This window comes from Pseudomonas abieticivorans (assembly GCF_023509015.1).
Classification (GTDB): Bacteria; Pseudomonadota; Gammaproteobacteria; order Pseudomonadales; family Pseudomonadaceae; genus Aquipseudomonas; species Aquipseudomonas abieticivorans.
In genome coordinates this window covers 3,406,108-3,424,749 of record NZ_CP094975.1, presented here as the reverse complement: position 1 = coordinate 3,424,749, position 18,642 = coordinate 3,406,108, and the positions used below count along the sequence as shown (strand labels likewise).

The following is an 18,642-nucleotide window of genomic DNA, read 5'->3' as shown; positions in this document are numbered from 1 at the left end:
CACCTTTTCCAGCCCCGATCCTTGAGGACCGCCATGTTCAGCCGTGATTTGACACTTGCCAAGTACGACGCCGATCTCTTTGCCGCCATGGAGCAAGAAGCTCAGCGCCAGGAAGAGCACATCGAGCTGATCGCTTCGGAGAACTACACAAGCCCCGCGGTGATGGAAGCCCAGGGCTCGGTCCTGACCAACAAGTACGCCGAAGGCTACCCAGGCAAGCGTTACTACGGCGGCTGCGAATTCGTCGACGTGGTCGAGCAGCTTGCAATCGACCGGGCAAAGGAGCTGTTCGGCGCCGATTACGCCAACGTCCAGCCACACGCCGGCTCCCAAGCCAACAGCGCCGTGTACCTGGCCTTGCTGCAAGCGGGCGACACCATCCTGGGCATGAGCCTGGCCCACGGCGGTCACCTGACCCACGGCGCCAGCGTCAGCTCGTCGGGCAAGCTGTACAACGCCGTGCAGTACGGCATCGACGCCAACGGACTGATCGACTACGACGAAGTCGAGCGCCTGGCCGTTGAGCACAAGCCAAAAATGATCGTGGCCGGTTTCTCTGCCTACTCGCAGATTCTCGACTTCCCACGCTTCCGCGCCATTGCCGACAAGGTCGGTGCCTACCTGTTCGTCGACATGGCCCACGTCGCCGGCCTGGTCGCCGCTGGCGTGTACCCTAACCCGGTGCCGTTCGCCGACGTGGTGACCACCACCACCCACAAGACCCTGCGCGGCCCACGTGGCGGCCTGATCCTGGCGCGCGCCAACGCCGAGATCGAGAAAAAGCTGAACTCGGCCGTCTTCCCGGGCGCCCAGGGCGGCCCGCTGGAGCACGTCATCGCCGCCAAGGCCGTGTGCTTCAAGGAAGCGCTGCAGCCTGAGTTCAAGGCTTACCAGCAACAAGTGGTGAAAAACGCCCAGGCCATGGCCAGCGTGTTCATCGAGCGCGGTTTCGACGTGGTCTCCGGTGGTACTCAGAACCACCTGTTCCTGCTGTCGCTGATCAAGCAGGAAATCTCCGGTAAAGACGCCGACGCCGCCCTGGGCCGCGCGTTCATCACCGTGAACAAGAACTCCGTGCCAAACGACCCTCGCTCCCCGTTCGTCACCTCCGGCCTGCGCTTCGGTACCCCAGCGGTCACCACTCGCGGCTTCAAAGAGGCTGAGTGCAAAGAGCTGGCTGGCTGGATCTGCGACATCCTGGCAGACCTTTCCAACGAAGCGGTGATCGACGCCGTTCGCGAGAAGGTCAAGGCCATCTGCGCCAAGCTGCCGGTTTACGGCAACTGATAGCGCAGTAACCCTTCGCGGATAAATCCGCTCCTACCGGAGCGGATTTATTTGCGAAAACCGCGCCGACATCAATCGGCCAACGCGGCAAACCCCGCCCGGATCTTGTCCTCCGGCAGTTCATCGGCGATGAACACCATCACGCTCTCGCGCTTTTCATCTTCCGCCCATTCGCTGTCCCAATCGAAACCGTACAATTTCAATACGCCTTGGAACACCAGGCGCCGCGACTCCCCCGCGATACTCAACACGCCCTTGTAGCGCAGCAATTGCTTGCCGTGCGCCTCCAGAAGCGCGTTCATGAACTCGCTGAGCTTGTCGATATCCAGCGGCGCGTCGGTACGCAACACCATGCTGCTGATACGGTCGACACTGCCTGCCGGCACCACCGGGCGCAGGTTGAGGGCGCCGTTGAGGTTGAAGCCGCGCACATCCAGCAGTTCGCTCAGGTCGATATTGCCGTGCTCTACCACCCGCACCGGGGCGCGTCGGTTGATACGCGTCAAACGCTGGCCAAGGGCTTCGAAAACCTCTGGCGTGACCAAGTCAGTCTTGCTTACCAGCAAGCGATCGGCGAACCCGACCTGTGCCTGGGCAATGGTCTGGGCCAGGTGAGTGTCGGCATGAGCGGCGTCCACCAAGGTGATGATGCCGTCGAGAATGTAGCGCTCGCGCAGTTCTTCATCGATGAAAAAGGTTTGCGCCACTGGCGCAGGGTCCGCAAGGCCGGTGCATTCGATCACCAAGCGGTCGAAGGCAATTTCGCCACTGTCCAGGCGCTCCAGCAGCAGGTACAGCGCCTTGGTCAGGTCGGTGTGGATGGTGCAGCACACGCAGCCGTTGGCCAGGGTCATGACCTGCACCGGCGCGTCGCCCAGCAACTGGGTGTCGATGCCGGCGTCGCTGAACTCGTTTTCGATCACGGCGATTTTAAGACCGTGCTCGGCCTTGAGCAGGTGGCGCAGCAAAGTGGTCTTGCCGGCACCCAAAAAGCCGCTGAGGATGGTGACGGGGATGGGCAGGGTCAACTTGGTTCTCCATTAAATGACTGTGGGAGCACAGCTTGCTGGCGATGGCGTCGGTAAATCCGCCATAGCCGGCAAGCTGTGCTCCCACAGGGTCAGGCATCGACCGTTAGCAGATCAGCAGCACTTGGGGCCACCCTTGCCGCCGTAACGGGCTTCCTGGCGCTCGCGAAAGAACGCCTCGTAGTCCATCACCGGCTTGTCCGGGTGTTTGGTTTGCATATGCTCGACATAGTTGTCGTAGTCGGGCATGCCGACCATCAGGCGCGCGGCCTGGCCGAGGTATTTGCCCAGCCGACTCAGGTCATTGAACATGCTTGCAACCCTCGGTTATCACGCGTCTGGAATCGCCTGGAAAGGCGTTTCCTTGTCGGTGCGCTCGGTCTTGTTCCAGGCCCCGACGCCCACCTTGATGGCATAGAACAGGATGCTGAACACCACCAGCAGGAACAGCGCGGTCAGCGTCGCGTTGGTGTACGCGTTGTAGATCACGTGTTGCATCTGGTTGATGTCCTTGGCCGGTGCAATCACCTGGCCTGCAGCCAGCGCATCGCTGTACTTCTTGGCCAGGGCCAGGAAGCCGACGGCCGGGCTTGGGTCGAACAGCTTGATGAAGCCGGCCGTGGTGGTGCAGATCAGCAGCCAGGCCGCGGGAATCAACGGTACCCAGATATAGCGCTGGCGCTTCATCTTGATCAGCACGACCACGCCCAGCATCAGCGCGATACCGGCGAGCATCTGGTTGGAGATACCGAACAGCGGCCACAAGGTGTTGATACCGCCCAGCGGATCGATCACGCCCTGGTACAGCAGGTAGCCCCACAGCGCCACGCAGCCGGCCGTGCCGATCATGTTGGCCACCCACGACTCGGTGCGTTTGAGCGCCGGCACGAAGGAGCCCAGCAAGTCTTGCAACATGAACCGCCCGGCACGGGTACCGGCATCTACCGCCGTGAGGATGAACAGCGCCTCGAACAGGATCGCGAAGTGGTACCAGAACGCCATGGTGTTTTCACCCGGCAGTACGTGGTGCAGGATTTGCGCGATACCCACCGCCAGGGTCGGTGCACCGCCGGCACGGGCCAGGATGGTGGTTTCACCGATGTCCTTGGCCACCGCCTGCAGCGCGTCCGGGGTAATCGCAAAACCCCAGCTGCTGACGGTTTGCGCCACGGTCACCACGTCGCCACCGACGATGGCAGCGGGGCTGTTCATGGCAAAGTACACCCCCGGCTCGATCACCGAGGCGGCAACCATCGCCATGATCGCCACGAACGATTCCATCAACATGCCGCCGTAGCCGATGTAGCGGGCGTTGGCTTCGTTATCCAACAGCTTGGGCGTGGTGCCCGAGGAGATCAACGCGTGGAAACCCGACACCGCGCCACAGGCGATGGTGATGAACAGGAACGGGAACAGCCCGCCCTTCCACACCGGGCCCGTGCCGTCGATGAACTGGGTCAGCGCCGGCATCTTGAGGTCAGGGTTGGTGATCACGATACCGATCGCCAGGGCGATGATGGTGCCGATTTTCAGGAACGTCGACAGGTAGTCACGCGGCGCCAACACCAGCCACACTGGCAGCACCGCCGCCACGAAGCCGTAGCCGATCAGCATCCAGGTGATCTGGATCCCGGTGAAAGTGAACACCTTGGCCCACTCTGGCGTCGCGGCGATCTGGCCCCCCAGCCAGATAGAACCGAGCAACAACACCACGCCCATGATCGAGATCTCGCCGATGCGGCCCGGGCGGATGTAGCGCATGTACACGCCCATGAACATCGCGATCGGGATGGTCGCCATCACCGTGAACATACCCCATGGGCTGTCGGCCAGGGCCTTGACCACGATCAGCGCCAGCACCGCGAGGATGATGATCATGATCAGGAAACAGCCGAACAGGGCGATGGTGCCCGGCACGCGGCCCATTTCCTCGCGCACCATGTCGCCCAGGGAGCGACCGTTGCGGCGGGTGGACATGAACAGCACCAGGAAATCTTGCACGGCGCCTGCCAGCACCACGCCGGCAATCAGCCAGAGCGTACCGGGCAGGTAGCCCATTTGCGCCGCGAGTACCGGGCCCACCAGGGGGCCGGCGCCGGCGATAGCCGCGAAGTGGTGACCGAAAAGAATGTGTTTGTTGGTCGGCACGTAGTCCAGACCATCATTGTTGAGCACCGCAGGCGTCGCCCGGCGAGGGTCCAGTTGCATGACGGTGTTGGCGATGAACAGACTGTAGTAACGATACGCGACGAGGTAGATCGCCACCGCCGCCACCACGATCCACAAGGCATTGACTGCCTCGCCGCGGCGCAATGCCACGACGCCCAGTGCGCAAGCGCCCACGATTGCCAGCAGCAGCCAGGGTAAATGGCGTAGCGGGCTATTATTATTTTTCATTTTTTATATTCCAGCGAAGTGGATACGAAGTCAGCCCTGCGAGTCTAGCGAGACTGGTGGGAAAGACCACCCCCCACCTTGGTCTAGAGCCGCGTTTTAGCGGTTGACATGACATTTTTATCCGCCCTTGGCCATCCGTTGGCAAGGGGCAGCAGACCAGTGATCATCGCCGCCCCCTTGTAAGCGCACTCTTTGAGGCCCAAGCACGAGTAATGTCGACCGGTTCGAAGATGGCTTTAAGACACTAAGCTATAGTGAGTTCGACAGCAGAGGACTCCGCCATGCCTGATTCCCATGCCGAACGCCGGCGCTTCAAGCGCATCGCCTTCGACGCCAAGACCGAACTCACCCAAGGCCGCTTCACTTGGCCTGTGAAACTGATCGACTTGTCGTTGCGCGGCATGCTGATCGAGCGGCCCTCGCCCTGGCTGGGCGACGCCAAACTGCCTTTCATCGTGCACATCCATCTGAGCGATGCCATTGAAGTGCGCATGGACGCTGAATTGGTCCACGAAGAGCCCGACAGGCTGGGGTTTCACTGCCTGCACATCGGGCTGGATTCCATCGAGCACCTGCGCCGCATCATTGAATTGAACCTGGGCGATACGAAGGAACTGGAGCGGGAGTTGGGGGCGTTGATCGAGGTTTGACCGCAACCCTTTATTCGAACAACGCATCCAGCGCCTGTTCCAACCGCGTGACCGCGATCACTTTCAACCCCGGCGGCGACTCCTTAGGGGCGTTGCCCTTGGGCACAATGGCGCGTTTGAAGCCATGCTTGGCCGCTTCCTTCAAGCGTTCCTGGCCGCTCGGCACCGGACGCACTTCGCCCGACAGGCCAACTTCGCCGAACACCAGCAGGTCGTGGGGCAGCGGGCGGTTGCGCAGGCTGGACATCACGGCGGCCATCAAGGCCAGGTCCGAGGCGGTTTCCAGCACCTTGACCCCGCCCACCACGTTGAGGAACACGTCCTGGTCATGGGTGGGGATGCCACCGTGGCGGTGCAGCACGGCCAGCAGCATGGCCAGGCGGTTCTGGTCCAGGCCCAGGGTCACGCGGCGCGGGTTGGCCATGTGGCTGTCGTCGACCAGGGCCTGCACCTCCACCAACATCGGCCGCGTGCCTTCCCAAGTGGCCATGACCACACTGCCAGGCACTTCTTCCTGGGCACGCGTCAGGAAAATCGCCGAAGGGTTGGAGACTTCCTTGAGGCCCTTGTCGGTCATGCCGAACACGCCCAATTCATTGACCGCGCCGAAGCGGTTTTTCACCGCGCGCAACAGGCGCAGGCGGCCGTCGGACTCGCCTTCGAAATACAGCACGGTGTCGACCATGTGCTCCAGCACACGTGGACCTGCCAGCGCACCTTCCTTGGTGACGTGGCCTACCAGGAAGATCGCCGTGCCGCTCTGTTTGGCGTAGCGCACCAGCAGGGCCGCACTTTCACGCACCTGGGACACGCCACCGGGCGCCGACTGCAGGGCCTCGGTGAAGATGGTCTGGATGGAGTCGATCACCATCACCTTGGGTTTTTCGACGCGGGCCGTGGCGATGATGGTTTCGATGCAGGTCTCGGTCATCACCCGCAACTGGTCCTGGGGCAGGCCCAGGCGGCGGGCACGCATGGCCACCTGCTGCTGGGATTCCTCGCCAGTGACATACAGCGCGGGCATGCGCGTGGCCAGGTTGCACAGGGTTTGCAGCAGGATGGTCGACTTGCCGATGCCTGGGTCGCCGCCGATCAGAACCACCGAACCGTCGACCAGGCCACCGCCGAGCACGCGGTCTAGTTCGGCGGAGTTGGTGGAGAAGCGTGGGATTTCTTCTACGCTGACCTCGGCCAGGGTCTTGATCTGCGCCTGCTGCCCGGCCCAGCCGGTCCGACCGGCCGGGGCAGCAGCGCCGCCGCTCTCGATCATGGTTTCGGTCAGGGTGTTCCAGGCCCCGCATTCACCGCATTGGCCGGCCCATTTCGGGAAGGTGGCGCCGCACTCAGTGCAGCCGTACATGCGCTTGGCCTTGGCCATCGGGATACCTGCTTGGCAAAACCACCATCATAACGGAGTACGGGCACCGACAGGCCACGGCAAACCGAACAAAACTATTCGGTATAACGTCGGTCACTTGCACCAGGCGCAGCGCATGAAACGCTTAGCTGATTTACACTGCGCTGACTAACCTCCATTTGTTACAAGGAATAAACCATGGGCGTGATAAGTGAGTTCAAGGCCTTCGCGGTCAAAGGCAATGTGGTCGACATGGCCGTGGGTATCATCATTGGTGCCGCCTTCGGCAAAATCGTGTCGTCGTTTGTCGGCGACGTGATCATGCCGCCAATCGGTCTGCTGATCGGCGGCGTCGATTTCAGTGACCTGGCGGTTACCCTCAAGGCTGCAGAGGGCACGACACCCGCCGTGGTGATGGCCTACGGCAAGTTCATCCAGAGCATCATCGACTTCATCATCGTCGCGTTCGCCATTTTCATGGGCGTGAAGGCCATCAACCGCCTCAAGCGCGAAGAAGCCGTGGCGCCGACCGTACCGCCAGTGCCAACCCCCCAGGAAATACTGCTGGCCGAGATTCGCGACCAGCTCAAGAGCTTGAACAACAAGCCCTGACTACCAGTAGTTTTCCACGGCGACCGCTCCGGGTCGCCGGGTAAGGCTTAACTGCATATCGCGCTGTTTGAGCATTTGCCGGGTGTCATCGATCATTTGCGGGTTGCCGCAGATCATTACCCGCGAATGCTCAGGCGTGAGGTTCACGCCGGCGGCCTCTTCCAGGGCGCCACTTTCGATCAGTTGGGTGATACGCCCGTGCAATGCCCCAGGTACTTCTTCGCGGGTAACCGTGGCAATGAACTGCAATTTGCCAGCATATTCGGCCAGGTAATCGCGGTCAGCGAGCCCGTCGATCAACTCACGGTACGCCAACTCCCGACCCTCGCGCGCGCTGTACACCAGGATGATGCGCTCGAATTTCTCCCACACCTCGAAGTCCTGCAGTATCGACAGGAACGGCGCCACACCGGTCCCCGTGGATAACATCCACAGATCACGACCGTCGACAAACCGGTTCAGGGTCAAGTAGCCGGTGGCCTGGCGCTCCACCAACAGCTCATCACCCTCGCGCAGCCGGCTCAGTTCACTGGTGAACTCCCCCCCGGGCACCACGATGGAAAAAAACTCCAGAAATTCGTCATGCGGCGACGACACCAGCGAATAGGCGCGCCATACCACGCTGCCATCGGCCTTGGTGACACCCAAACGTACGAACTGCCCTGCAACGAAGCGAAAACCGACATCACGGGTGGTGCGCAAGGTGAACAGGCTGGGAGTCAGGGGCTGCACGTGAAGCAGGGTCTGGCGGGTGAATTTCTCTGCGCTGGCAGTCATGGTGCGCTCCATTTGGTTCGATTGCGCACAGTGTCCCGCATTGAAAGGCGAATAAACACCTGTGGTTTGTAGTGGGATATGCGTAAACGCTGTTTCTAATTGCAGCCAACGTGTCTGTTGTTTTCAGCAAACAGCGGTTAATTGTGCCGTTCGACGGACACAGCAAAATTAAATGGGTGCCCGCCATTTTGTTTTCTAGAATAAGGTGACGATCAATATTGGATCCCAATACAGTCGCTACATAAGCCTGCGAGGTTTGCATCATGGAACACTGGAAGGCCGAACAACTGCGAGACTTGCAGTGCCAGACCGACGAGCGCGTGATCACCCGCAGGGCGGTCGACCTCGTCAGGCAACTGGGATTTGATTACCTGGCGTTTGGTACCTATTCCAGGACGATCGCCAGTGCACCGAAGATCATCGCCCTGACCAACATGCCCAAAGCCTGGACCCAGCGCTACCAGAGCATGAATTACGTGGCGCAGGACCCTACCGTTGCCCACTGCACCCGCAGCATGGTGCCCCTGCACTGGACCGATGAGGTGCTGGCCCGTTCGCCCTGTTTCCGTGACGATGCCCATGCCCACGGCATACGCCATGGCGTCAGCCAGTCAGCCCACGATCACCGCGGCAGCATCAGCGTCTTGAGCCTGGTGCGCAGGGAGGCAGTCACCACCGAGGAGTTCTACGACAAGGCCGGCCAGGTGCTCTGGCTGTGCAACGTGATGCATTCACTGTTGAGCGATCAACTGCTGCAGAAGGTAGATGGCGCCACCCCCTCGCTAAGTGTTCGCGAAATCGAAGTGCTGCGCTGGTCGGCCGAAGGCAAGACGGCGGCGGACATTTCCATGATCCTTTGCCTGTCCGAGCGCACGGTCAACTTCCACGTCCACAGTGCGATCAAAAAACTCAACGCCAGCAACAAAACCTCGGCCGTGGTGCAGGCCGCCATGGGTGGGCTGCTGTAATCGCGTCGTGTGTTTTAGCCAAGCCTGGAAAAAAACCGTAGAATTCCCTGGTTGCACGCAACTCCCCCGATCGGGTCTTGGCGCGTGCACCCTGCGAGTTTTAAGCCTCCCAAGACTTGCGTAATCACTGCCCATTACCCAGAGTCTTCGCCCCATGCCCGTGTTCACCTCCGCCTTCGCCGCCCTCGACCTGATCCGCCAGCCCGAGCAGGCCAGCGAACCGCTGCAGGCCTTCGATGCCGCCGACGAATACCTGCTCGGCCACCTGGCCGAGCACCCCTTGGGCAAGCAGGCGCGGGTATTGGTCCTCAACGACAGCTTTGGTGCCTTGGCGGCCAGCCTGCTGGGCCATGCCGAAGTGGTCAGCAGCGGTGACTCGTACCTGGGCGCGCAGGCGCTGGAGAAAAACCTGGTGCGCAATGGCCAACCGTTCGATGCCCTGAGCGTGCTGCCTGCCAGTGAGCAGTGGGGCGGCCTGTTCGATCGCGTGCTGGTGCGCGTGCCCAAGACCTTGGCGCTGCTGGAAGAACAACTGATCCGCCTGCAGGGGCACCTCAAGCCCGACGCGCTGGTGGTCGCGGCCGCCATGGTCAAGCACTTGCCCCGTGCGGCCGGCGACTTGCTGGAGCGCTATGTAGGGCCGGTCAGCGCCTCGCTGGCAGTGAAAAAGGCCCGCCTGCTGATCGCCACGGCCCAAGCGAAGGCACCTTTCACCTCGCCCTACCCAAGTCGCTATGCACTCGAGCAGCCGCCGATGGTACTGCTCAACCACGCCAACGTGTTCTGCCGCGAAGGGTTGGACATCGGCACGCGTGCGTTCCTGCCCCACCTGCCGCGGAACCTGGGCAGCGCGCGGGTGGCGGACCTGGGGTGTGGCAACGGCATCCTGGCCATCGCCAGCGCCCTGGCCAACCCGCAGGCGCAGTACACATTGGTGGACGAGTCTTACATGGCCGTGCAATCGGCCAGCGAGAACTGGCAGGCGGCCTTGGGCGAGCGCCCGGTGACGGTACGTGCCGACGACGGCCTGGCCAGCCAGGAGCCCCAGTCACTTGACGTGGTGCTGTGCAACCCGCCCTTCCACCAGCAGCAGGTGGTGGGTGATTTCCTGGCCTGGCGCATGTTCCAGCAGGCCCGCGAGGCGTTGGTCGTGGGCGGCGCCCTCTACATCGTGGGCAACCGCCACCTGGGCTACCATGGCAAATTGACCAAGCTGTTTCGCGGCGTGGAACAAGTAGCGGCCACGCCCAAGTTCGTGATCCTCAAGGCACGCAAATAATCACGCCGAGGCCCGCCCACCCAAGGCAAAAAAAAACCCTCCGAAGAGGGCTATAAAAAACCGCTGCCTGTGCAATACAGCGGGATGGGATATCAGTGGGATTTCATGCCTGCAGCCGTCATGAACATGCGCAACACCTCGGCCGCGATGGCCAGGGCCACCACGCTGCCGGTCCAGATGATCAGCAGCCAGCCAACCTTCTTCCACCATGGCTTGTCGGCGGCCGGGTCTTGCTCGGTTTCATTGCCAGTCATTGCCTGATCTCCTTTGCAGGTCCCGGGCAAACGACCGGGACGCTGCAACGTTCGACTAGTGGTAGCCATCCTCGTGGGTGACCTTGCCGCGGAACACGTAGTAGCTCCAGAAGGTGTACCCCAGGATGAACGGGATGATGAACAACGTGCCGACCAGGATGAAGCCCTGGCTTTGCGGCGGCGAAGCGGCGTCCCAGATCGAAATCGACGGCGGGATGATGTTCGGCCACAGGCTGATGCCCAGGCCGCTGTAGCCCAGGAATACCAGCACCAGGGTCAGCAGGAACGGCGTGTAGTGGGCACGGCGTGCCACCGCCTTGAGCAAGCCGTACAACGACACCAGCACCAGCAACGGCACTGGCATGAACCACAACAGGTTGGGCATGCTGAACCAGCGCTCGGCAATCTCGCCATGGGTGATCGGTGTCCACACGCTGACGATACCGGTCACCAGCAACAGCACCAGCGCCAGCGGCTTGGCCAATTTATGCATCGACTCTTGCAGCGGGCCTTCGGTTTTCATGATCAGCCAGGTGCAGCCGAGCAAGGCGTAGGCCACGATCAGGGCCACGCCGCAAAACAGCGAGAATGGCGTCAGCCAGTCCAGGCCACCGCCCGCGTAGGTACGATTGACCACCGGGATGCCGTCGATGAACGCGCCCAGCGCCACGCCCTGGAAGAACGTCGCCACCAGCGAACCGCCGATGAAGGCCTTGTCCCAGATGTGCCGCTTGTGGTCACGGGCCTTGAAGCGGAACTCGAACGCCACGCCGCGGAAGATCAAGCCGAACAGCATGAAGATCAACGGCAGGTACAACGCCTCCAGCACTACCGAATAAGCCAGCGGGAAGGCGCCGAACAACGCGGCGCCGCCCAGTACCAGCCAGGTTTCGTTGCCGTCCCAGACCGGTGCCACGGTGTTCATCATCACGTCACGGTCGCTGTCGCCCTTGATGAACGGGAAGAGAATCCCGATCCCCAGGTCGAAGCCGTCCATGATCACGTACATCATGATGCCGAAGATAATGATCACGGCCCAGATCAGTGGAAGATCAATACCCATGATTCAATTCCCCTTGTTCAGGCTGTCGGCGTTGCCGGCTTCGTTGCTGTCATCAGCAGCGGAAAGCGGACGTGCAGGCGTACGTTTCTGGCCCGGGCCACCGTGGGTCGCTTCAGCGCCTTCGTGGGTTTTCGGCCCTTTGCGCACCAGGCGCATCATGTAGCCAAAGCCGGTACCGAACAGCGAGAAGTACACCACCACGAACAGCACCAGGGTCAGGCTCATTTGCCCGACACTGTGGTTGGACGAGGCATCGGCGGTGCGCAGCAAGCCATACACCACCCACGGCTGACGGCCGATCTCGGTGGTGAACCAGCCCGCCAGCATCGCGATCAGGCCTGCCGGGCCCATGCACATCACCAGCCGCAGGAACAGGCGGTTGCTGTACAAGCCGCCGCGCCAGCGCAACCAGGCACTCCACAGGCCGACGAAAATCATCAGCATGCCCAAGCCGGCCATGATGCGGAACGACCAGAACACGATGGTGGAGTTAGGCCGATCTTGCGGCGCAAAGGATTTGAGCGCCGGGATCTGACGGTCCAGGCTGTGGGTCAGGATAAGGCTGCCCAAATACGGAATTTCGACCGCGTACTTGGTTTTCTCGGCCTTCATGTCGGGCCAACCGAACAGGATCAATGAGGTTGGCTCGTCGCCGACGTTTTCCCAGTGGCCTTCGATGGCAGCAATTTTTGCCGGTTGGTGCTCCAGGGTGTTCAAGCCGTGGGCGTCACCGACCACTGCCTGGATAGGCGCGACGATCAGTGCCATCCACATGGCCATGGACAGCATCCGGCGGATGGCCGGGTTGTCGCGGCCACGCAACAGGTGCCAGGCAGCCGATGCGCCGACGAAGAACGCGGTCGCGACGAACGCGGCAATGGCCATGTGGGCCAGGCGGAACGGGAACGAGGGGTTGAAGATCACCGCCAGCCAGTCCACCGGAATAACGCGACCGTCGACGATCTCGTAGCCCTGTGGGGTCTGCATCCAACTGTTGGAGGCCAGGATCCAGAAGGTCGAGATCAGCGTGCCGACCGCCACCATCACCGTCGAGAAGAAGTGCAAGCCACGGCCCACGCGGTTCCAGCCGAACAGCATCACGCCCAGGAAGCCGGCTTCCAGGAAGAACGCCGTCAGTACTTCATACGTCAGCAGAGGCCCGGTTACCGCACCGGCGAAGTCCGAGAAACGGCTCCAGTTGGTGCCGAACTCGTAGGCCATGACCAGGCCCGAGACCACGCCCATGCCGAAGTTGACCGCAAAGATTTTCGACCAGAAATGGTACAGGTCACGGTAGGTATCGTCTCGGGTCCTGAGCCACATGCCTTCCAGCACGGCCAGGAAACTGGCCAGGCCGATGGTGATGGCAGGAAACAGGATATGGAACGAGACCGTAAACGCGAACTGCATTCGGGCGAGATCTAGTGCCTCTAAACCGAACATATGGCTTCCTCTATCAGATGACTCGGCTGCGGGCGCCGAAAATACCGGCAGCCCCACGCCAACGGCCCCCACGGTAGTTGAGTGCGGCGCGTCGGGATTGTTCTAAATACTTCTGACCCTGGGGGTACGGCGAACACCGCTGCACACTTGGCCTGCGCAAAACGTGTTGACCTGGATCAATTACCCTTGAAAGAGTAGACCCATTCAAGCAAGACAACCGCGTGGTCTATTGTCACGCGACAGGTTGCCTCACCCTTCTAAAGTAGGCCCTGTGGTGAACTTCGTCGATTGCTCCCAAGCCGTGTAGCGAACGCCTGCGACCTGTATTTTTGCAACCTGCTGTTACAAGTAATGATAATCTCGCGCATCTTGCCCGCGAGGTCACCCTGCCCCATGTCCAGTCCCGCTACGCCGTTGTTGTTACGTCATCACCGCCCGTTTCTGGCGTTCTGGTTGGCGCGGGTGTGCACCGCCAGCGGTTTTCAAATGCTCACGGTGGCCATTGGCTGGCACCTTTACCAACTGACCGGCAGCGTGCTCGACCTGGGCCTGGTGGGCTTGGTGGAATTCACCCCACGGGTGCTGTTCATGCTGCACACCGGGCACGTGGCCGACCGCTACGACCGGCGCAAGGTGGCGGCGATCTGCCAAACGGGCCAAGCGTTGGTGGCGTTGGCCCTGGTGATTGGCAGCAGCACCGACAATGTCAGCCGCGAGATGATTTTTGTCTTGGCCTTCCTGCTGGGCAGCGCCCGCGCCTTCGAAATGCCAACCACCCAGGCGTTGCTGCCGAACATCGTGCCCACCGCCTTGTTTCCTCGGGCAGTAGCGGCCTCGGCATCGGCCATGCAGACAGCAACCATCGTCGCGCCGGCCATGGGCGGCTTCCTGTATGCCTTCGGTAGTATCTGGGTGTATGGCCCAACCGTAGTGCTGTACGTGTTGGCGTTATCGTTGATGCTCAGCTTGCCCGCCCGCCAGACACCCCTGCACAAAGGCAAGGCCACGCTGCAATCGCTGCTGGCCGGGATCAATTTCATTCGCAGCCGGCCGGACATCCTCGGGGCGATTTCCCTGGACCTGTTCGCTGTGCTGCTGGGCGGAGCCACGGCGCTGCTGCCGGTATTTGCCCGCGACATTCTGCTGACCGGTCCCTGGGGCCTGGGCATGCTGCGCTCGGCACCGGCGGTGGGCGCGCTGTTGATGTCATTCTGGCTGTCGCGCTTTCCCATCGAACGCAATGTTGGCCGGGTGATGTTCACGGGCGTCGGTGTGTTCGGCGTTGCGACCATCGGCTTTGGCCTGTCGACCTCGTTCTGGTTCTCGCTGGCGGTGCTGGCGGTGCTGGGCGCCGCCGACATGATCAGCATGGTGATCCGCGGGGCTTTCGTTCAATTGGAAACACCGGACGAGATGCGCGGGCGAGTGAGTGCGGTGAACGGCCTGTTCATCGGTGCATCAAACCAGCTGGGCGAGTTTGAATCAGGGGTCACGGCGCACTGGCTGGGGACCGTGCCTGCGGTGGTATTGGGCGGCGTGGGGACGCTGGCGGTGACGGGGATCTGGATCAGGTTGTTCCCCTCGCTGGCCAAGCGCGATCGGATGGTGTCCAAAGAATTGGCGTGAGGCCCAGGCCCGGCCCTCTGTAGGAACGGATTGATCCGCGAAAAGATCGCTGCGGTTTACCTGCTGCACCGCGTTACGGCCTTCGCGGATGAATCCGCTCCTACACGGGAAACGAGCGCCAGCCCGTGCTACAAAACCCGATCCAAGGTAATCGGAAACTCTCGCACCCGCTTGCCCGTGGCGTGATAGATCGCATTGGCCACCGCCGCCGCCACGCCGACGATGCCGATCTCCCCTACCCCCTTGGAACCCAGCGCATTGACGATGGCGTCCTGCTCCTCGACAAAGATCACGTCCACCTCGCCAATGTCGGCCTGCACCGGGATGTGGTATTCAGCCAGGCTGTGGTTCATGTAGCGGCCCAGGTTGTGGTCGATCTGGGTTTCTTCATGCAAGGCCATGCCGATGCCCCACACCACCCCGCCGAGGATCTGGCTGCGGGCCATCTTGGGGTTGACCACGCGCCCGGCGGCAATCGCGCTGACCACCCGGGTGACCTTGATGCTGCCCAGGTCCTCGTCCACTTCCACCTCCACGAATACCGCCGAGTGGGTGGCCGTGGCGAACGCCTCGCGTTTTTTATCCGGCTGGGCGTCGACCTGGACCTCCAGAGCCTCACGGCCACTGGCCTGGATCAGTTCGGCAAACGAGCGGCGGGCTTGATTGCAGCGCAGCTCGCCGTGCTCGAAGCTAGCGCGTTCCAGAGTGACGTCGGCAAAGTCCGGGTCCACCTGGCGGGCCAGGTTCAACAGCTGTTCTTTCAACGCTTCGCATGCCTGCTGCACGGCAGTCCCGACTGAGGACACGGTAAACGAGCCGCCTTGCAGCGGCGCCGTGGGCAATGACGAATCGCCCAGTACAAATCGAATATTTTCCGCCGCCACACCTGAAGCATCGGCGGCGATCTGGGTCATCACGGTGTAAGTGCCTGTGCCGATATCGGTGGTTGCGCTGCTGACCACCAATTTACCGTCGGCATCGAGCCGCGCCTTGGCGCTGGCCTTCATCTGCAACGCCTCCCACACCCCACCGGCCATGCCCCAACCCACCAGTTGGCGGCCACGGCGCTGGCTGCGCGGCTCAGGGTTGCGCTTGTTCCAGCCGAAGCGCTCGGCGCCCTGGGCATAACAGGCGCGCAACTGCTTGCTGGAATAAGGCTTGTCTTCATTCTGGTTGCGCTCGGCAAAGTTCAGCAGGCGCAACTGCACTGGGTCGATGGCCACCGCGCAGGCCAGTTCGTCCATGGCGCATTCAAGGCCGATCAGGCCCAAGGCGGCGCCGGGTGCGCGCATGTCCAGAGGCGTGTACACGTCCAGCGGCACCAGGTTGTACTTCAGTTCGACGTTATCGCAGTGGTAAAGCATGCCGCTCCACTCCACCACGTGCTCGGTGAAGTCTTCGAAGCGCGAGGTCTGCCCAGTGGCTTCATGGCCGACCGCAAGCAGGCGGCCATTGGCTGCACAGCCCAGTCGCAAACGCTGCACGGTGCGCGGGCGGTAGCCGAAGGTGAACATCTGCTGACGCGTGAGAGTGACCCGCACCGAGCGTTTGAGCTGCAAGGCCGCCATCACTGCCAAGGGCAGTTGGTACTGGGGTCGCAAACCTGAGCCGAAGGCACCGCCGACGAAAGCTGCGAGGATACGGACTTGATCTTTTTCAAGGCCGAAAACTTTTTGCACGTAGGCCTGGCAGTTCTGCGGGCCCTGGGTTTTGTCGTGGATCACCAGGCTGCCGTCGGCCTGGTACAGCACCGTGCTGGCGTGGGGCTCCATGGGGTTGTGGTGCTCGATGGCGGTGACGTAGGTGGCATCGATGCTCAGCGCCGCGCCTGCCAGTTCGGCCTGGAAGTTGCCACGCGGCTTGGGCGTTTCGGCCGGTGCGCGATGGGCCTGCGCCAGGTGGGCCAGCAAATCGGTGTCGTGAGGCTCTTCGGCGTATTCGATGCGCACCAGCGAGCCTGCATGCCGGGCCAGTTCCAGGTTACTGGCCACCACCAGCGCCAGCGGCTGGCCGCTGTACAGCACCCGGTCGTTGTACAGCGGGCGGAACGGCGAGCCTTCGGCCGCATCGGCGTCAGTGTAGGGTTTGTCGTAGCTGGCCACGGCTGGACGGTTCTGATGATCGATGATCGCTACCACGCCAGGCAAGGCCAATGCCGCCGAAGCATCGATCGAGATCACCCGGCCACGGGCGATGGTGCTCGATACCACGCTGCCGTGCAGCAGGTCGGCCTCGGGAAACTCACCGGCATAGCGCGCCTGGCCGGTCACCTTGAGCAGGCCGTCGACGCGGTCCATGGGTTTGCCCAATTCGCTCATGATGGCTGCCCTCCCAAGGCTGCGGCACTCAGGGCGCGGATTACCGCGCGCCGGGCCAGTTTGATTTTGAAAGCGTTGTGGGCCAAGGGTTCGGCAGGCTTGAGCAGTGCTTCGGCGGCCGCCGTGAAGGTTTCGTGGCTGACCGTTCGGCCGACCAGCGCCGACTCTACCGCGCGGTCACGCCAGGGCTTGTGTGCCACGCCGCCCAGTGCCAGGCGGGCCTCGCGGATCACGTCACCGTCCAGTGCCAGGGCCGCCGCCACTGAAACCAAAGCGAAGGCGTAGGAAGCGCGGTCACGGATCTTCAGGTAATGGCTATGTTGGGCAAAACCTGCGGCAGGCAACTCGATCGCGGTAATCAGCTCATCGTCGGCCAACTGATTGTCCCGCTCCGGGGCCTGCTCCGGCAGCCGATGGAAGTCGGCGAATTCGATAGTGCGTGAGCCCGCGCGGCCCTGAACGTGCACCACCGCCTCCAGCGCCGCCAGGGCCACGCACATGTCCGAGGGGTGAGTGGCGACGCACTGGTCGCTGGCCCCAAGGATCGCGTGGATGCGGTTGAGGCCGTCCCTGGCCGGGCAGCCGCTGCCCGGTTCACGCTTGTTACAGGGCACGCCGGCGTCATAGAAGTAATAGCAGCGGGTGCGTTGCAACAGGTTGCCGCCCGTAGTTGCCATGTTGCGCAACTGCGGCGAGGCGCCTGCCAAAATCGCCTGACTGAGCAACGGATAACGGGCCTCGACCAGCGGGTGCCAGGCCAGGTCGGCATTGCTCACCAAGGCGCCGATCAGCAGGCCACCCTCGGCCGTTTCCCGCACATCGCGCAACGGCAGGCCGGTGATGTCGATCACCTGGTCCGGCCGCTCGATATTTTCTTTCATCAGGTCGAGCAAGTTGGTGCCGCCTGCGATGAAGCGGCTATGGGGGCCCGTCAGGCCAATGGCTTCACTGACGGCACTGGGCTTGCGGTAGGCAAAAGGGTTCATGACGGCGAGCCCTCCCGCACATCTTCGATGGCCGCGAGGATATTGCTGTAGGCGCCGCAGCGGCACAGGTTGCCACTCATCAGTTCGCGCACCTGCTCGGGGTTGTGCGCCCGTCCTTCCTGCAACAAACCGACCGCCGAGCAGATTTGCCCCGGGGTGCAGTAACCGCACTGGAAGGCATCGTGCTTGATGAAGGCAGCCTGGATCGGGTGCAGTTGCTCGCCGGTGGCCAACCCTTCAATGGTGGTCAACTCGGCGCCGTCGCACATCACTGCCAGGGTCAGGCAGGCGTTCACCCGCTTGCCGTTGAGCAACACGGTGCAGGCGCCACACTGGCCGTGGTCGCAGCCTTTTTTGCTGCCTACCAGGTCCAATTGCTCGCGCAACAGGTCGAGCAGGGTGGTCCAGGGCAATATGTGCAGGTCGCGGGCCTGGCCATTCAAGGTCAGGCGGACGGGAATCGGGGCGTGGCCGGGCATGTGGCACCTCACGGTCGTCAGGTTGATTACGCGCTGCTTCTGCCGAGCGGCGTCATTAACCGGTACGACTTGCGGGGGCCGGCGATCGTTCAGGTGGAGTGACGGGCGTGGTTTTGGG

The 18,642-nt window shown here is 62.2% G+C and carries 17 protein-coding genes; 6 read left to right on the top strand and 11 right to left on the bottom strand.

Features of this window, described 5'->3' with window-relative positions; translation table 11 throughout:
- Window positions 1–33 precede the first annotated feature (33 nt).
- On the top strand, window positions 34–1,287 hold the full coding sequence (gene glyA, locus L9B60_RS15675) for a serine hydroxymethyltransferase (RefSeq protein ID WP_249671567.1): 1,254 nt from the start codon (window positions 34–36) through the stop codon (window positions 1,285–1,287).
- 71 nt (window positions 1,288–1,358) lie between these two features.
- On the opposite strand, the gene yjiA is transcribed toward glyA, so the two are convergent.
- From yjiA to L9B60_RS15660, 3 genes are all read right to left on the bottom strand, one after another.
- On the bottom strand, window positions 1,359–2,315 hold the full coding sequence (gene yjiA, locus L9B60_RS15670) for a GTPase (protein WP_249671566.1): 957 nt from the start codon (window positions 2,313–2,315) through the stop codon (window positions 1,359–1,361).
- 114 nt (window positions 2,316–2,429) lie between these two features.
- A complete protein-coding gene (locus L9B60_RS15665; protein ID WP_008371622.1) occupies window positions 2,430–2,627 on the bottom strand; it encodes a YbdD/YjiX family protein in 198 nt (65 codons plus the stop codon).
- An 18-nt stretch (window positions 2,628–2,645) separates the two neighbouring features.
- Window positions 2,646–4,712, bottom strand: coding sequence for a carbon starvation CstA family protein (locus L9B60_RS15660; protein WP_249671565.1), 2,067 nt, complete (start codon window positions 4,710–4,712; stop codon window positions 2,646–2,648).
- A 281-nt stretch (window positions 4,713–4,993) separates the two neighbouring features.
- On the opposite strand from L9B60_RS15660, the gene L9B60_RS15655 reads away from it, so the two are divergent.
- Entirely contained in the window at window positions 4,994–5,362 is a 369-nt protein-coding gene (locus L9B60_RS15655) for a PilZ domain-containing protein (protein WP_249671564.1), read from the top strand.
- A 10-nt stretch (window positions 5,363–5,372) separates the two neighbouring features.
- Here L9B60_RS15655 and radA read toward each other — a convergent pair whose 3' ends face one another.
- Window positions 5,373–6,740, bottom strand: coding sequence for a DNA repair protein RadA (gene radA, locus L9B60_RS15650; protein WP_249671563.1), 1,368 nt, complete (start codon window positions 6,738–6,740; stop codon window positions 5,373–5,375).
- 177 nt (window positions 6,741–6,917) lie between these two features.
- Here radA and mscL point away from each other — a divergent pair, with 177 nt between their 5' ends.
- Window positions 6,918–7,331 carry a large-conductance mechanosensitive channel protein MscL gene (gene mscL, locus L9B60_RS15645; protein ID WP_249671562.1) on the top strand — a complete coding sequence of 138 codons (414 nt, stop codon included), beginning with the start codon at window positions 6,918–6,920 and terminating at the stop codon, window positions 7,329–7,331.
- On the opposite strand, the gene L9B60_RS15640 is transcribed toward mscL, so the two are convergent.
- Window positions 7,332–8,108, bottom strand: a complete 777-nt coding sequence (locus L9B60_RS15640; protein WP_249671561.1) for a ferredoxin--NADP reductase — start codon at window positions 8,106–8,108, stop codon at window positions 7,332–7,334.
- 263 nt (window positions 8,109–8,371) lie between these two features.
- Here L9B60_RS15640 and L9B60_RS15635 point away from each other — a divergent pair, with 263 nt between their 5' ends.
- Together L9B60_RS15635 and L9B60_RS15630 are read left to right on the top strand one after the other, a co-directional pair.
- A complete protein-coding gene (locus tag L9B60_RS15635; protein ID WP_249671560.1) occupies window positions 8,372–9,076 on the top strand; it encodes an autoinducer binding domain-containing protein in 705 nt (234 codons plus the stop codon).
- Window positions 9,077–9,230: 154 nt separating this feature from the next.
- Window positions 9,231–10,355, top strand: coding sequence for a methyltransferase (locus L9B60_RS15630; RefSeq protein WP_249671559.1), 1,125 nt, complete (start codon window positions 9,231–9,233; stop codon window positions 10,353–10,355).
- A 92-nt stretch (window positions 10,356–10,447) separates the two neighbouring features.
- Here L9B60_RS15630 and L9B60_RS15625 read toward each other — a convergent pair whose 3' ends face one another.
- From L9B60_RS15625 to L9B60_RS15615, 3 genes are read right to left on the bottom strand one after another with little or no spacing between them, the layout of a single operon-like run.
- Window positions 10,448–10,609, bottom strand: coding sequence for a DUF2474 domain-containing protein (locus L9B60_RS15625; protein WP_249671558.1), 162 nt, complete (start codon window positions 10,607–10,609; stop codon window positions 10,448–10,450).
- Window positions 10,610–10,664: 55 nt separating this feature from the next.
- Window positions 10,665–11,672, bottom strand: coding sequence for a cytochrome d ubiquinol oxidase subunit II (gene cydB / locus L9B60_RS15620; protein WP_249671557.1), 1,008 nt, complete (start codon window positions 11,670–11,672; stop codon window positions 10,665–10,667).
- Between the two features lie 3 nt (window positions 11,673–11,675).
- Window positions 11,676–13,115 (bottom strand): cytochrome ubiquinol oxidase subunit I, encoded by a 1,440-nt coding sequence (locus tag L9B60_RS15615; protein WP_249671556.1) that lies wholly within the window; start codon window positions 13,113–13,115, stop codon window positions 11,676–11,678.
- A 393-nt stretch (window positions 13,116–13,508) separates the two neighbouring features.
- Here L9B60_RS15615 and L9B60_RS15610 point away from each other — a divergent pair, with 393 nt between their 5' ends.
- Window positions 13,509–14,741 (top strand): MFS transporter, encoded by a 1,233-nt coding sequence (locus L9B60_RS15610; RefSeq protein WP_249671555.1) that lies wholly within the window; start codon window positions 13,509–13,511, stop codon window positions 14,739–14,741.
- A gap of 128 nt (window positions 14,742–14,869) precedes the next feature.
- Here the strand turns inward: L9B60_RS15610 and L9B60_RS15605 are convergent, their stop codons facing one another.
- The 3 genes from L9B60_RS15605 to L9B60_RS15595 are packed head-to-tail and all read right to left on the bottom strand — an operon-like array spanning window position 14,870 to window position 18,524.
- Entirely contained in the window at window positions 14,870–17,059 is a 2,190-nt protein-coding gene (locus tag L9B60_RS15605) for a xanthine dehydrogenase family protein molybdopterin-binding subunit (RefSeq protein ID WP_249671554.1), read from the bottom strand.
- Complete coding sequence (locus L9B60_RS15600) at window positions 17,056–18,045, bottom strand: FAD binding domain-containing protein (RefSeq protein ID WP_249671553.1); 990 nt, start codon at window positions 18,043–18,045, stop codon at window positions 17,056–17,058. The genes L9B60_RS15605 and L9B60_RS15600 overlap by 4 nt, the downstream gene beginning before the upstream one ends.
- Window positions 18,042–18,524 (bottom strand): (2Fe-2S)-binding protein, encoded by a 483-nt coding sequence (locus tag L9B60_RS15595; RefSeq protein ID WP_249671552.1) that lies wholly within the window; start codon window positions 18,522–18,524, stop codon window positions 18,042–18,044. Before L9B60_RS15595 ends, L9B60_RS15600 begins: the two co-directional genes overlap by 4 nt.
- Between the last annotated feature and the right edge of the window lie 118 nt (window positions 18,525–18,642).